Origin of the sequence: Kamptonema sp. PCC 6506, from assembly GCF_000180455.1 — a bacterium.
Lineage (GTDB): Bacteria > Cyanobacteriota > Cyanobacteriia > Cyanobacteriales > Microcoleaceae > Kamptonema > Kamptonema formosum.
In genome coordinates this window covers 1-12997 of the sequence record NZ_CACA01000355.1, presented here as the reverse complement: position 1 = coordinate 12997, position 12997 = coordinate 1, and the positions used below count along the sequence as shown (strand labels likewise).

15 protein-coding genes are annotated in these 12997 nt (G+C 46.8%); 8 read left to right on the top strand and 7 right to left on the bottom strand.

Translation table 11 applies throughout. From position 1 onward, the window contains the following. On the bottom strand, positions 1-323 hold a 323-nt coding region (locus OSCI_RS25370), incomplete at its 3' end, for a tetratricopeptide repeat protein (protein ID WP_039963068.1). 176 nt (positions 324-499) lie between these two features. Between OSCI_RS25370 and OSCI_RS25365 the strand changes: the two genes are divergently transcribed. Genes OSCI_RS25365 through OSCI_RS25355 form a run of 3 tightly spaced genes read left to right on the top strand, consistent with a single transcriptional unit; the run spans position 500 to position 2340 of the window. Next, entirely contained in the window at positions 500-772 is a 273-nt protein-coding gene (locus OSCI_RS25365; protein ID WP_007358068.1) for a hypothetical protein, read from the top strand. After that, positions 769-1467 carry an energy-coupling factor ABC transporter ATP-binding protein gene (locus OSCI_RS25360; RefSeq protein WP_007358067.1) on the top strand — a complete coding sequence of 233 codons (699 nt, stop codon included), beginning with the start codon at positions 769-771 and terminating at the stop codon, positions 1465-1467. The genes OSCI_RS25365 and OSCI_RS25360 overlap by 4 nt, the downstream gene beginning before the upstream one ends. Before the next feature lie 27 nt (positions 1468-1494). Continuing rightward, positions 1495-2340, top strand: coding sequence for a Tab2/Atab2 family RNA-binding protein (locus OSCI_RS25355; RefSeq protein WP_007358066.1), 846 nt, complete (start codon positions 1495-1497; stop codon positions 2338-2340). 48 nt (positions 2341-2388) lie between these two features. Here OSCI_RS25355 and OSCI_RS25350 read toward each other — a convergent pair whose 3' ends face one another. After that, on the bottom strand, positions 2389-2595 hold the full coding sequence (locus OSCI_RS25350; RefSeq protein WP_007358065.1) for a hypothetical protein: 207 nt from the start codon (positions 2593-2595) through the stop codon (positions 2389-2391). Positions 2596-2810: 215 nt separating this feature from the next. Here OSCI_RS25350 and OSCI_RS25345 point away from each other — a divergent pair, with 215 nt between their 5' ends. Continuing rightward, the gene (locus OSCI_RS25345; RefSeq protein WP_007358064.1) at positions 2811-3698 is read left to right on the top strand and encodes an S-methyl-5'-thioadenosine phosphorylase; all 888 of its coding nucleotides are present in this window, start codon (positions 2811-2813) and stop codon (positions 3696-3698) included. A 410-nt stretch (positions 3699-4108) separates the two neighbouring features. Here OSCI_RS25345 and OSCI_RS25340 read toward each other — a convergent pair whose 3' ends face one another. The 3 genes from OSCI_RS25340 to nadD form a co-directional block, all read right to left on the bottom strand. Beyond that, on the bottom strand, positions 4109-4558 hold the full coding sequence (locus OSCI_RS25340) for a hypothetical protein (RefSeq protein WP_007358063.1): 450 nt from the start codon (positions 4556-4558) through the stop codon (positions 4109-4111). Between the two features lie 399 nt (positions 4559-4957). After that, entirely contained in the window at positions 4958-5977 is a 1020-nt protein-coding gene (locus tag OSCI_RS25335; RefSeq protein WP_007358062.1) for a type I glyceraldehyde-3-phosphate dehydrogenase, read from the bottom strand. Positions 5978-6132: 155 nt separating this feature from the next. Continuing rightward, positions 6133-6783, bottom strand: a complete 651-nt coding sequence (nadD, locus tag OSCI_RS25330) for a nicotinate-nucleotide adenylyltransferase (RefSeq protein ID WP_007358061.1) — start codon at positions 6781-6783, stop codon at positions 6133-6135. Between the two features lie 372 nt (positions 6784-7155). Between nadD and murC the strand changes: the two genes are divergently transcribed. The 4 genes from murC to OSCI_RS25310 all read left to right on the top strand — a co-directional run bounded on the left by murC (position 7156) and on the right by OSCI_RS25310 (position 11346). Further along, positions 7156-8775: a UDP-N-acetylmuramate--L-alanine ligase gene (gene murC, locus OSCI_RS25325; RefSeq protein ID WP_007358060.1), complete on the top strand. Its 1620-nt coding sequence runs from the start codon at positions 7156-7158 to the stop codon at positions 8773-8775. A gap of 94 nt (positions 8776-8869) precedes the next feature. Then, on the top strand, positions 8870-9829 hold the full coding sequence (murB, locus tag OSCI_RS25320; protein ID WP_007358059.1) for a UDP-N-acetylmuramate dehydrogenase: 960 nt from the start codon (positions 8870-8872) through the stop codon (positions 9827-9829). A 119-nt stretch (positions 9830-9948) separates the two neighbouring features. Next, on the top strand, positions 9949-10293 hold the full coding sequence (locus OSCI_RS25315; protein ID WP_007358058.1) for a YbaB/EbfC family nucleoid-associated protein: 345 nt from the start codon (positions 9949-9951) through the stop codon (positions 10291-10293). Between the two features lie 375 nt (positions 10294-10668). Beyond that, positions 10669-11346, top strand: coding sequence for a hypothetical protein (locus OSCI_RS25310; protein ID WP_007358057.1), 678 nt, complete (start codon positions 10669-10671; stop codon positions 11344-11346). A gap of 63 nt (positions 11347-11409) precedes the next feature. Here OSCI_RS25310 and OSCI_RS25305 read toward each other — a convergent pair whose 3' ends face one another. Next, the gene (locus OSCI_RS25305) at positions 11410-11868 is read right to left on the bottom strand and encodes a divergent PAP2 family protein (protein WP_007358056.1); all 459 of its coding nucleotides are present in this window, start codon (positions 11866-11868) and stop codon (positions 11410-11412) included. 15 nt (positions 11869-11883) lie between these two features. Next, entirely contained in the window at positions 11884-12810 is a 927-nt protein-coding gene (crtE, locus tag OSCI_RS25300; protein WP_007358055.1) for a geranylgeranyl diphosphate synthase CrtE, read from the bottom strand. Positions 12811-12997 lie beyond the last annotated feature (187 nt).

The window sequence follows — 12997 nt, the reverse complement described above, 5'->3', positions numbered from 1 at the left end:
TGCTCCCCTGCTATCTTTGGTGGATGACGCTTGACTAAATCTTTTAATGTTTTGGAGGCCCAAGCTTTTGCTTGACTGTTGGAACTTTTAGTTAAAGCGGAACAGAGAGCGATCGCGTCTTTGACTTTCCCAGTCTTTTTATAAGCAATCACCAATCCCATCTGTGCCCGCAAACCCGATCGCTGATTTGCCTCTGCTTTGGCAATAGCTTCTAGATGTGCGATCGCGCTGGGGTAATCTTTTGCTTTCAAAGCAGCTAAACCATCTTCCAGAGAGGGTTTAATAGATGAATCTGGTAGAGAGGGATTGCTAGGAGATGCCATGAAAGTCCCTTGGATAGCGTCTTTTCCAAGATAGCCTAGACCTTAAAATTTGTAATAGACATCAAATATTTTTTTACCCCAACTTGAAGCACCATCTGTAGGGCGAGAAAGACCTATAAAGACCTATAAAGACCTATACTTAAGGTTAGGATCTCCAGTTAAATTTTTTAAACCGAATGTTCACTATCGATATCATTGTCAAGTCTACGTCTGTCTCGCTGTCGGTGCAAAGGAAGTCAGCGGATGATGCTGATGCTGTTTATCAGCAGGTTCTAGAGGCAATTCGCGCTACTCAACCCCAGGTGCTCGAACTTACCTGCGAGAAAAATCCTGAGAAAAAAGTTGCTGTGCTTAGCAGTGAGATTTCGGCTGTGGTGGTATCTCAAAAATCTGGTGCATCGGCAACTGGGAGATCGCCTGGTTTTGTTACCCTGACTGCAGCAGAATGAGCGTTTCGGGTACAGATTTAGAGATGGTAGCTCCGGCGATTACCGTGCGCGATTTATGCTTTAGCTGGCCCAAGGGCGATCGCGTTTTGCAAAATTGCTCTCTAAAGGTTCCCAAGGGCGAATTCTGGATGCTCTTGGGTACAAATGGCAGCGGCAAGTCAACGCTTTTGAGGTTGCTGGCGGAACTATTATCCCCCCAGTCGGGGGAAATTGACATTCAGGGACGGCTGGGTTTTGTCTTCCAAAACCCTGACCACCAGTTGGTAATGCCGACGGTGGGGGCGGATGTGGCTTTTGGCCTGGTGGAGGAAAAGCTGTCGATCGCTCAGGTGCGAGAGAGAGTAGAGGAGGCGTTAGCTGCTGTAAATTTGCTGGATTTGCAGCGGCGGCCGATTTATGCTCTCAGCGGGGGACAAAAACAGCGCATAGCGATCGCTGGTGCGATCGCTCGTCATTGCGAGGTTTTACTATTAGATGAACCTACAGCTTTGCTCGATCCTGATTCTCAGTTAGATTTAGTCGCTCAAGTTCAGCGTTTGATCAAAAATCGAGGATTGACTGCTTTGTGGGTCACGCACCGTTTGGATGAATTGAATTATTGTGATGGGGCTTTTTTGTTAGAGAAAGGTGAGGTTGTAGATCGAGGCGATCCTGTAAGATTGAAGCAGCGATTGATGCAAATTCAAGAGGTTTAGCGGCTGAAGTTTGGGCAGAATATGACTATGGTTATTTGGCAAGTTGATTTTTATCGCCGCCCTCTCAAGGATGATGCTGGAGAAAAGTTATGGGAGTTATCGATCTGCGACTTAGACCGCAATTTTACTTTTAGCACTTTTTGCCCTCAATCTCAAGCTAATTCTGGCTGGCTTACCGAACAATTACAACAGGTAAGTCAGGGGAAAAATTTACCAGATTTGATACAAGTATTTAGACCCCAATCTTTGGGTTTAATTGAGGCAGCGGCGCAAGTTTTGGATGTCGAGGTAGAAGCGACTCGGCGCACTTTTGCTCTAAAACGACTATTAGAAGAACGGGCGAAACAATATCAAAAAATGGCTAACTATACGGGTGAAGCTTACCATCCGTTAATGTTAGAGTCACCGCCGCCCGTACCTTTACCGGAGAATTTATGGGGCGATCGCTGGCGTTTTGCAGCACTACCCGCTGGCGATATTGAAGATGCTTTTAAAAGCCGTCCTATACCAATTTTAGAGATGCCAGAATTACTATTACCGCTAAATTTAGCATTAGCTTCAACGGTATCTGTACCTGGGGTTATAATTGATGGAGGTCGCCAATCAATGCGATTAGCGAGATGGCTACAAGCAGCTAAACCAGTTGCTTTAAATTATATTCCCGGTAGTCCCGATGGCTTAATTTTGGAAGCAGGATTAGTTGACAGGTGGATTGTTGCTACTTTTGAAGATCCTGATGTAAAGGCGGCGGGGGAAATTTACCAACAGCGCCAGCAATTAAGTCACGGATTGCATTTTTTGCTAGTTCAACCTGATGATTCAGGTATGACTTATACTGGATTTTGGCTATTAAATTTTAATCCTCGATCTTGATTATTTTTCATTGCTCTGTCAGGGTAAGAATAATCCCACGCTTTATTTTTATTCCACAACTAAAATGATTCCATTCCGTAGACCTTCAAACACTCGGTTTAGTTGCACCTGATCGCTCTCGCTGAGCGATTGCGTCGAAAGTAGTGCCGATCGCAATAGTTTTTGGTCGATCGACGTAATTTGGCGGAAGGCAAAGATTCGCTCAACGATGTCTTCCACTGAAACTTTGGGGGGGCTGGCATTAGTGGGCATCATTTATCAACACCAAGACAGAACAAAAGTATACAACAGAACTCAGTAGCTTCATTTTTAAAGATTTTGTGAAGCTAAAGCGTGATAGGCAGCAGAAAAGATCGTGACAATTTGCCCTAGCTTAAGTGACAATTATCATTGACAATATACCAAACTTTACTTAAAGTTCACACTTTCAGTACAATACCTGAGTAAAACCAAGGCATCTGGTAGGAATTATGGCTCAAGCAAAAATTGGGATTATTGGTGGCAGCGGACTGTACAAAATGGACGCTCTTAAGGATGTCGAGGAGGTGCAAATTAATACACCTTTTGGATCGCCTTCAGATGCTCTAATTCTGGGAACGCTAGAGGGAACGCGAGTAGCATTTCTAGCCAGACACGGCCGGAACCATACTCTTTTGCCTTCAGAATTGCCATTCCGAGCTAATATTTATGCCATGAAAAGTTTGGGGGTTGAGTATTTAATCTCAGCTTCGGCCGTTGGTTCTTTGAAGGAAGAGGCAAAACCCTTAGATATGGTTGTACCCGATCAGTTTATTGACCGGACAAAGGAGCGAATTTCTACATTTTTTGGTGAGGGAATTGTTGCTCACATTACTTTCGGCGATCCGGTTTGCGGCGAGTTGGCGAAAATATTGGGAGATGCGATCGCATCTCTGAATCTTCCCGATGTCACTCTCCACCGAGGCGGTACTTATATCTGCATGGAAGGGCCAGCTTTCTCCACAAAAGCTGAGTCCCATTTGTATCGTAGTTGGGGTGCAACGGTAATTGGGATGACGAATTTAACAGAGGCAAAGTTGGCGAGAGAAGCTGAAATTGCTTATGCAACTTTAGCCTTAGTTACCGATTATGATTGTTGGCATTCAGATCACGATAGCGTAACTGTAGAAATGGTAATCGCAAATTTGCATAAAAATGCGGTTAATGCCCAAAAAGCTATTCAAGAAACAGTACGACGTTTAAGTAAAAATCCTCCCCATTCTGAGGCACATTCAGCATTAAAGTATGCGATTTTAACTCCGCTAGATAAAGTTCCCCAGGCAACTAAAGATAAGTTGGATTTGCTATTGCAGAAGTATAGCAACCGCCAAGCCGGTTAGAAACTATGGGCTAGGGGAAGAGAAGGAAAATAGGAGAAAAGTAAGGGATTGAGTAATTCAGAACGATCTCCTAACAATCTTGGCGGTTGCTATATTAGGACTTAGGCAAAAAACCCGGTTTCTGACCAAAATCATCGCTTTTGTCGAGAAATAGTGGCGCAGAAACCGGGTTTTTGACCGAGCGTGCGTAAGTCCTGTATTATGTATTAGCAATAATCTGTCATTGCGAGCAAAGCGAAGCAATCGCCTAGTCTCTGCGATTGCTTCGCTTTGCTCGCAATGACAATAAATGGGTAGTAAAGCCTGATTTGGTATAAGATTGTTAATCGTTAAGTAAATCCTTCTTCCTTCTTCCTTCTTCCTAACTCTTCCGTTGGTGGGGATATATCGTTAGGATCAAGCACCAGCTTTTACTTATTAGCAATTTTCAGCTTTTCTTTGATTTCACTTAATACCTTTTCTGCGTCAGCAGCGATATAATTAAGTTGAGAGAGAGCATCATACTTAATACCGTCAAGTTCTTGGCTGTAAACCTCCATTTCTTTAGCTAATTTTCCCAGTAGTAGCAAAACCCCTACGACTCCGCTTGTAGATAGCATCAGCAGAATAATTAACCAAGTATTAAAAATTGGTTTTAGTCGTCTAAAAGTGCGATGGACTTCATTTTGGATTGATTTTTCTAGGAAAGCTTGCAATAAGCTATATTTAATATTTTTACTAATTTTTATTTCGCCTAATACTTGATTTTGTATGTTGATATAGCCGTCGCCAAGACCATTAGAACATACATCCGTAACGCCGCCTTCTAGGCGGTATTCTAACCGCTCAGAGGGAGGCGTTATGTAAGTCTTAATTGTCAAGAAAGTTGCTATAACTATTGGTAACTTTGCTAAAACTAAAAAATTATCAAAGGATTTTTTCTGGTGATTTGTTACACTTATTAAGGAGAAGAAAATTGAAAAATATAATGCAAATAATAATTTTAACATATATTATGTAGGCAATCTTATTAATTACCAATTACTAAAGAAGGGGCTAGGGGCTAGGGACTAGGGACTAGGGAAAGAGGAAGAGAGGGGAAGAAGGGGAGATGGGGAAGATGGGGAAGATAGGGAAGATGGGTAATTAGCCATTAGCCATTAGCCATTAGCCATTAGCCATTACCAATTAACAATTAACAAAATAAACGCAGATGACTAAAAATGGCTAAAACCATCTACATTCATCTGCGTTTGTCCGGGGTTAAAAGTTCAAAACCTCTAGGATTGCCACTTCTGGGCAACAAGCTCAGCCAAGTCAACAACCCGCTGACTATAGCCCCACTCGTTGTCATACCAAGCGATTACTTTAAGCATATCGCCATCCAGAACCAAAGTCAGACTAGCATCAACAATCGAAGAAGCATCATGTCCGCGATAGTCAGAAGAAACCAAAGGCAAGTCACTGTACTCTAAAACTCCCTTCATTGGCCCTTCCGCCGCTGCTTTGAGAACTTCATTTACCTGCTCAGCAAAAGTCTTCTTCTGCACCTGAACCACAAAATCTACTACCGACACATTAGGGGTAGGCACGCGCATTGCTATGCCATTGAGCTTACCTTTAAGTTCAGGAATTACCAGAGCCACAGCTTGAGCCGCACCTGTAGAAGTCGGCACAATATTCATCGCCGCCGCCCTTGCTCGGCGCAAATCTCGGTGACTGGCATCTAACAAGCGTTGGTCGCCAGTATAACTGTGGGTAGTAGTCATTGTGCCCTTAATGATGCCAAAGTTGTCATTTAACACCTTAGCAACGGGAGCTAGACAGTTAGTTGTGCAACTAGCATTGCTGATTACTGTATAACTATCATGAGTGTAGGCGTGGTCGTTAACTCCGATGACGAAAGTCCCAACTTCAGGGCCTTTGCCAGGAGCGGTAATTAGTACCTTCTTAGCACCCGCCGTCATGTGCTTCGACGCGCCAGCTTGGTCTACGAAGACCCCTGTCGCTTCGATTACCAAATCAATGCCCCAATCAGCCCAAGGCAAGTTTAGTGGATTGCGATCGCTCACACATTTCACTGTCTTGCCATTGACGGTTATAGAGTTTTCATCGGTAGTAATATCTACACCCTTCAACGTCCCCAGCATCGTGTCATATCTGAGCAGGTGAGCGTTGGTTTTTGGATCTGAAGTGTCATTGATAGCAACCAGATCCAATTGGCTGTTTTCGCGCCCCAGCCAGCAGCGCATAAAATTACGTCCGATGCGTCCAAAACCGTTGATCGCGACTCTAATCACCTTGTACCTCCTAACGACAGCAGCGCCTAGCTTAGGCTTTAAATTTTGGAAAAATTTAATAATTAACCATGACCCAGATCATATCGCAAAGGGCGATCCCTTCTAACGTTTTGTCTGTATCAAAAATTGCTGAACAAATTACTTGGGGTCGGTCGTCAGGTTTGCGGCAGAGGTTGATACAGCTTTTGGGCTGTAATGTAAGTTCTGACAGTTTCCGGGACTAAGTAGCGGAGGTCGCGACCTTTGAGGCAATATTGGCGAATTAGACTTGATGATATTCCGATCGCAGGCATTTCCAGCACTGAAAACCGGATCGGCACTCTCAGGGTGGCCATTTGCTCAACAATCTGTGTGATATGAAAGTGAGTTGTTTGCAGATCCCCGCTCTCGTTTTCTCTCTGGTAGGGGCGTGGGGCCACTAACCAATAACATAATTGGCTGATTTCCAGGCATCGGTGCCATTGAGGAAGAGATTGGAAAGCATCTGAGCCAATAATCCAATACCACTGAGCGTCGGGGTCGGTGCTCTGGAGGTATAAAAAAGTTTCAACTGCGTAGGATCTACCAGTGGGATCGTCCTGTTGAGGTGATAGGACAAAATCTGAGCGATCGGCGATCGCTGCGCTCACCATTTCCCGCCGCCTTTGGCAATCCACCGACACCCGGTGCGATTTGTGTGGGGGGCTGGGATCGGGAACCCAGATTACTTTGTCAAGACCAAACTGGCTCACAGCCGTCTGTGCCATCAATAAATGACCCCAGTGAACCGGGTCGAAAGTCCCCCCAAAGATTGCTATTTTTCCCATACCAGACGATACTGTTAGTAAGTCAGTGAGGGGTTTTACCCCTCATCCTGCTAATAACCGAGCTCCTAGCGCTCGAACGTGCGAGAATGCAGGAGTAGGCGAGTACAGGTCTATTGCCTGTAGGCCAGATTGCAAACCCCTTGACCCCAACCCTGCGCTCTCCGGTCTGCGATCTGCAACCTCTGACGATTCCTGATATTTACTGGCAAACAAGTCATATAGTATACAAGACAAACTATTCTAGAAGTCCGTAAAGCAAAAGGACGCGCAGAGTGGCTTTGCAGGAAATCTCTAGCGAACTGTATCCTAAGAAAACAATTCTTGATATGATATCGCGTGTTATTGGCGTGGTGTGGTGTGTGAGGAGCGAAGATGCCGAGTTCTGTTGATTTCACCGGCAGGCCATTTCATTTCATCGGAATTGGTGGAATTGGAATGTCAGCCCTTGCCTACATTCTAGCTAAACGCAAGTTGCCTATATATGGCTCGGATATTAAACCAAGTCATATAACTCAGCGTTTGCAAGCAATGGGCGCTCATATTTTTTGGCGACAAGATGCCAGCAATTTTGAATTATTCCAAGCGAAGGCAGATGGAAATGATGCGGATTGCCAGTCGTCTGAGGCCCCTAAGACTTTAGAAACCATCAGTCGAGGTGGAGGGTCTGCGATCGCCGCGTCAGGGGACAATCGCAACGGCAAAGGCGCGATCGCCTTATCACATTTGGACTTACCCCAGGTGATCTGTTCGACGGCAATTCACCCGGCGAATTCCGAATATCGACGCGCCCTTGATTTAGGCTGTCCGATTTTTCATCGGTCGGATGTCTTAGCAGCCCTGATTCTGGACTACCAGAGCATCGCCGTAGCAGGGACTCACGGCAAAACTACCACTAGCAGCATGATCGGCTTCATGCTACTGAAAGCGGGCTTAGACCCGACGATCGTGGTAGGAGGAGAGGTCAATGCTTGGGAAGGGAACGCACGCTTGGGGCACGGGCCCTACCTAGTCGCTGAAGCAGACGAGTCCGATGGTTCTCTGGTCAAACTCTCAGCCAAAATCGGGGTGGTCACAAATATCGAACTCGATCATCCCGACCACTACGATACCCTCGATCAGGTAATCGCAACCTTTAACGTATTTGCCCAGAACTGTCAAATCTTAGTGGGGTGCATTGACTGCGATACAGTCAAAAACTCCCTTAAACCTAGCGTCAGCTATAGCCTAGAAGCTGACAGGGGCGCTGACTATACGGTAGATAGCGTCGAGTATAGGGCAGATTGTACCATCGCTCGCGTTTGGGAGCGGGGTACTGCTCTCGGAGAGATGCAGTTAAAGCTGTTAGGGCAACACAATCTTAGTAATGCTCTAGCTGCGGTGGCAGTGGGTAGATTATTAGGGTTAGAGTTTGCTGTAATTGCTAAAGCGATCGCCGACTTTGAAGGGGCACGTCGCCGTTTTGAAGTTAGAGGTGAACACAACGGCATCCTATTCGTGGATGACTACGCTCACCACCCCAGCGAAATTCGGGCTACCTTAACTTCAGCCCGCCTACGGATTGAAAATAGCAAACCCAAGCCCAAATCTAAAATTAAAAATTCAAAATCCAGACGGGTTGTTGCTGTCTTCCAACCACACCGTTACAGCCGAACTCTGACATTCTTGACAGAATTTGCCCAATCATTTAGCGATGCCGACATCGTAATTGTCAGCGACATTTATAGTGCTGGAGAACCAAATACAGGGCAAATCAGTGGGGAAAAACTTGCAGATTTGATTGCGGAACATCACCAGCAGGTTTATTACCAACCGAGTCTCCAGTCAATCGCCAAGTTTTTGACAGAAATCTTGCGGCCAGGCGATTTGGCTCTATTTCTCGGCGCTGGCAATCTCAATCAAATCATTCCAGAAGTGATGGCCTTTTACCAAGAGGCCCCAAATCTGGGAGTGTCTGTTGTAGAGGGCGATCCCCGCAGTGAGCTGCCCGCATGAGTCACCTCATGCCGCCTACTGAGAGCGATCGCTTACAAGTTGGGTCAATCAACTGTCAACAACGTCTTTAATCCGAGGCATTTAAGCATTTGTTATGATCGTGACTCTCTCCTCTGACTCCCCCACCAAGGACAACCGGCGAGTGTATGCTCCGATTCCCCTACCGGGAACTGGTTGCCAAATTAAGTCTCAAGTCTCTTTGGCCCCACTGACTTCTTTTCGAGTTGGCGGCCCTGCTGAATGGTACATTGCTCCGAGCACTCTCGAAGAGCTACAAGCAAGTTTCGAGTGGGCTAGCTCTGAGGGAGTGCCTGTCACTCTCCTGGGCGCTGGCTCGAATTTGCTAGTTAGCGATCGCGGCTTACCCGGATTAGTCGTCGGTACTCGCCACCTTCGCCACGTTGATTTCAACCCGGAAACAGGACAACTCACCGCCGGTTCGGGAGAATCCATTCCCCGCCTCGCCTGGCTGGCCGCTAAGCGCGGCTGGCAAGGGTTAGAGTGGGCAGTTGGCATCCCCGGAACCGTTGGCGGCGCTGTGGTAATGAACGCCGGCGCACACAGGAGTTCTACCGCTGAGATTCTGGTGAATGCTTCCGTCCTCTCGCCCACCGGCAAAGTGGAAATTCTCACCCCTCAAGAACTCGGCTATCGCTACCGTACTTCGGCACTACAAGGCAGCAACCGCCTTGTCACCCAAGCCACCTTCCAGTTACAGCCAGGATTTGAAAAGGCAATGGTGATGGCAGCTACCACCGAACATCTCAATCAACGACGGACAAGCCAGCCCTACCATTTACCCAGTTGTGGCAGTGTCTTCCGCAACCCCGGCCCGAAAACAGCAGGCTGGTTAATTGAACAAACAGGACTCAAGGGACACCAAATTGGCGGGGCCCAAGTGGCAGTCCGCCACGCTAACTTTATTCTCAACTGCGGCTGGGCAACCGCAAGCGACATCTTCCAACTGATCCGCTATGTTCAAGAGCAAGTGGAACAGCGCTGGTCGCTATTGTTGGAGCCAGAGGTTAAAATACTGGGAGAGTTTCCTTTTTAAGGCACGATCGGTGGTGAAGGGAGGAAGATAAGTAGTCAATAAAATTGTCTAAAACTGCCTAAAATAGGTTCTATAGAGCAGTGGCGGATTAGTAGCCCACACACAATCACAAAGCATTTATGACAAAATCGCAAGGATTTGGCTTCGGCCTCGGCAAAATGAAAGAACTGACTGAAGCTTTCAAGAAAGCTCAGCAGGTTCAAGAAGGAGCTAAAAAGCTTCAAGAAGAGTTGGATGTAATGGAAATTGAGGGAATTGCCGGCGGCGGCTTAGTAAAAGTTGTTGTTAGTGGCAACCAAGAACCCCGCCGCGTTGAGATTTCCCCTGATGCCCTTGGTGAAGGCGCAGATGTGGTTTCTGAACTCGTCACAGTGGCGATGCAAGATGCTTACAATAAGTCAACGATGACTATGCGGGAGAAGATGGAAGAACTGACAGGTGGGCTCAATCTCCCTGGACTCTAACCCCTTCCCGATTAGTTAGGAGAGGTGGGGTGGCCCTTTCCGACTCGAATCTGGGCCACCCATAGAAGAAGGGGCTAGGGGCTAGGGGTTAGGGGCTAGGGAAAGATAGAGGGTTAGGGGTTAGGGCGTGTTTTCTTGCCTATAAATTTGATGTAGGGGCTCAGCATTCGGGCGATAAATTTCTGCTAAAAACCAGTATAGCAACTGCCACAACGGTTAAGAGACTCGCTCATGACCCAAACCATTAACTCTCTTCCCCGTTTTCCCTTCTTTCCGTTCTTTCCGTTCTTTCCCTAGCCCCTAGCCCCTAGCCCCTAGCCCCTAACTGCTTTGGCAGTTGCTATAAATAGGTTGACTTTTCAATTCTTGGATGGGATGACAATTTCTAAATTCCACTTCTCAACTTTGAAACTGAGGCGATCGCGAATTTTAATTAATTCGGCTGCGATCGCCTTGGCAGGCTTGACAATTTTACCAAATAATGCTCAAGCGCAACCGACCTGTCCCCCCCCTCAGCCGGGAGAATATTTGTTGCTAATTGTTACCCAGACAGCGGAGCAACAGGATCAAGCCAAGCGATCGCTGCCACAGAACGCCAACAACATCACCATTTGCCGTTATATCAGCGATACCGTGACGCGAGTTGGTGGGTTTAGCAATCCCCAAGCCGTTAACGAATGGGCTCGGTACTTCCAAGAAAGAATAGGGCTACCAGCCTATGCCGTACAGCCAGGGGTTGTGCCCACCCCTCAAACACCACCACCCAACAATCCTGTATCTATTAACCCCGGCTTCAAACCTCAACCTCTTGGGGTTGGCTATGCGGTATTAGTCGATTACGTCAATCAGCCCGAATTAGCGGCGCAAGTGCAGCAAGCATTAGGCAGACAACTAGCCTTAGTATCTTACGACCAACGCTCTTACTTGCTAGCAACATATACCACCGATGGGAATGCAGCCACATCTACGCTGCAAACACTAAGCGATCGCGGATTTTTAGCAATGTTAGTAGACAGCCGCCGCGTCACTCTCATCAGCCCTACAATCAAATAAATTAAAAGTTAAAAATTAAAAAATAGTCACCCAATTTTTAATTTTTAACTTTTAATTTTTAATTTAATAAGCCGGCCCAGCGAGTAAAGAAATTGTCACCCCCAACCCTAAGCCTACAATTACTTGAAAAGGAGTGTGACCGAGTAATTCCTTAAGGCGATCCTCATTAAAGTGTTGGTTTTCAGTAAAAAACTCATCAATAATCTGGTTGAGGATGCGAGCTTGCTTGCCAGCAGCTTGTCGGACACCAGCCGCATCGTACATGACGATAATCGCGAAAATCAGCGCGATCGCAAACTCAGGAGAGTCCCAACCTACGGTCTGTCCCACCCCAGCAGCCAAAGCGCCAACAAAAGCCGAGTGAGCGCTAGGCATTCCCCCAGTCGTCACCAAGTAACGCAGATTAAACTTGCGATTTTTGACTAACTCAATAGGGACTTTTAAAAGCTGAGCCATCAGGCAAGCGAACAGAGCCACCACAAGCACTTGGTTATGTAGGACATTGCTGGAAATTTCCTGCATAGTAATTTGGTATCCCTAATGAGTGCGGTTGGTAATAAAATCTGCGATCGCTAACAGCGGTTCGGCTTTTTCCCCAAAAATGGTCAGCTCAGCCTTAGCCGCCTCCACCAACTGTTTAGCACGGCGTTTAGATTCCTCAATCCCCCACAAACTGGGATAAGTCACCTTCCCAGCCTGCACATCCTTACCAGCAGTTTTTCCCAGCTCCTCTTGAGTCGCCGTAATATCCAGAATGTCATCCACAATCTGGAAAGCTAACCCAATATTTTGAGCATAACGAGATAAGCGCTGCAAATCAGTGGGCTCAGCACCAGCAAGTATAGCCCCACAAACCACACAAGCTTCTAGGAGTGCGCCAGTCTTATGAGTGTGAATAAAATTGAGAGTTTCCTCAGAAACATCTGAAACTCCCTCCGACTCCAAGTCAACCACCTGTCCTCCAACCAATTCCGCAGCTCCCACAGCGCGGCCCAAACGGGCTACAACCTGCAACACCTGTTGAGGAGGTACATTCTGAGTTTGAGCAGCAATGAACTCAAAAGCATAAGCTAAAAGACCATCGCCAGCCAAAATAGCTATATCCTCGCCATAGACCTTATGGTTAGTCAATTTGCCGCGTCGATAATCATCATTATCCATCGCTGGCAAATCGTCGTGGATTAGCGACATCGTGTGACTCATCTCAAAAGCACAAGCCGTCGGCATCGCCATTTCCACAGTCCCGCCAAGCAGTTCGCAGGTTGCCAAACACAGAATCGGGCGCAACCGTTTACCCCCCGCCAACAGCGAGTAGCGCATCGCCTCGTAAATCTTCTCAGGATAGGTGACGGGAACGGCACTATCGAGAGCCGCCTCGACCGCCGCAGCACGCTCAGCTAGGTAAACCGATAGGTCGAAAGAGGATTCCGGTTGGGGCGAATGCGTTTCACGTACCAATACCATCCCTTGCTCTCTTGTAATTGTTGTAATTTACGGTAAATTGAGCCGCAAACCAGCCGCTAGAATTGGCACTTAAGCCCTATGCGCTGGAAAGGCAGTACCCAATTTAACCATTTTACGGGTCTTGTGGTACAGAAGCACTAAAACTGTTGTTAACGCTTATATGGTTAATGGTCAATCGTCAGTAAGT

Excerpts from the sequence above, each read along its gene's own strand:
- OSCI_RS25355 (WP_007358066.1), top strand. The coding sequence starts at position 1,495 with ATGGTTATTTGGCAAGTTGATTTTTATCGCCGCCCTCTCAAGGATGAT.
- OSCI_RS25360 (WP_007358067.1), top strand. The coding sequence starts at position 769 with ATGAGCGTTTCGGGTACAGATTTAGAGATGGTAGCTCCGGCGATTACC.
- murB (WP_007358059.1), top strand. The coding sequence starts at position 8,870 with ATGATCGTGACTCTCTCCTCTGACTCCCCCACCAAGGACAACCGGCGA.
- OSCI_RS25345 (WP_007358064.1), top strand. The coding sequence starts at position 2,811 with ATGGCTCAAGCAAAAATTGGGATTATTGGTGGCAGCGGACTGTACAAA.
- OSCI_RS25365 (WP_007358068.1), top strand. The coding sequence starts at position 500 with ATGTTCACTATCGATATCATTGTCAAGTCTACGTCTGTCTCGCTGTCG.
- OSCI_RS25315 (WP_007358058.1), top strand. The coding sequence starts at position 9,949 with ATGACAAAATCGCAAGGATTTGGCTTCGGCCTCGGCAAAATGAAAGAA.
- nadD (WP_007358061.1), bottom strand. The coding sequence starts at position 6,783 with ATGGGAAAAATAGCAATCTTTGGGGGGACTTTCGACCCGGTTCACTGG.
- OSCI_RS25310 (WP_007358057.1), top strand. The coding sequence starts at position 10,669 with ATGACAATTTCTAAATTCCACTTCTCAACTTTGAAACTGAGGCGATCG.
- OSCI_RS25305 (WP_007358056.1), bottom strand. The coding sequence starts at position 11,868 with ATGCAGGAAATTTCCAGCAATGTCCTACATAACCAAGTGCTTGTGGTG.
- OSCI_RS25350 (WP_007358065.1), bottom strand. The coding sequence starts at position 2,595 with ATGATGCCCACTAATGCCAGCCCCCCCAAAGTTTCAGTGGAAGACATC.
- murC (WP_007358060.1), top strand. The coding sequence starts at position 7,156 with ATGCCGAGTTCTGTTGATTTCACCGGCAGGCCATTTCATTTCATCGGA.
- crtE (WP_007358055.1), bottom strand. The coding sequence starts at position 12,810 with ATGGTATTGGTACGTGAAACGCATTCGCCCCAACCGGAATCCTCTTTC.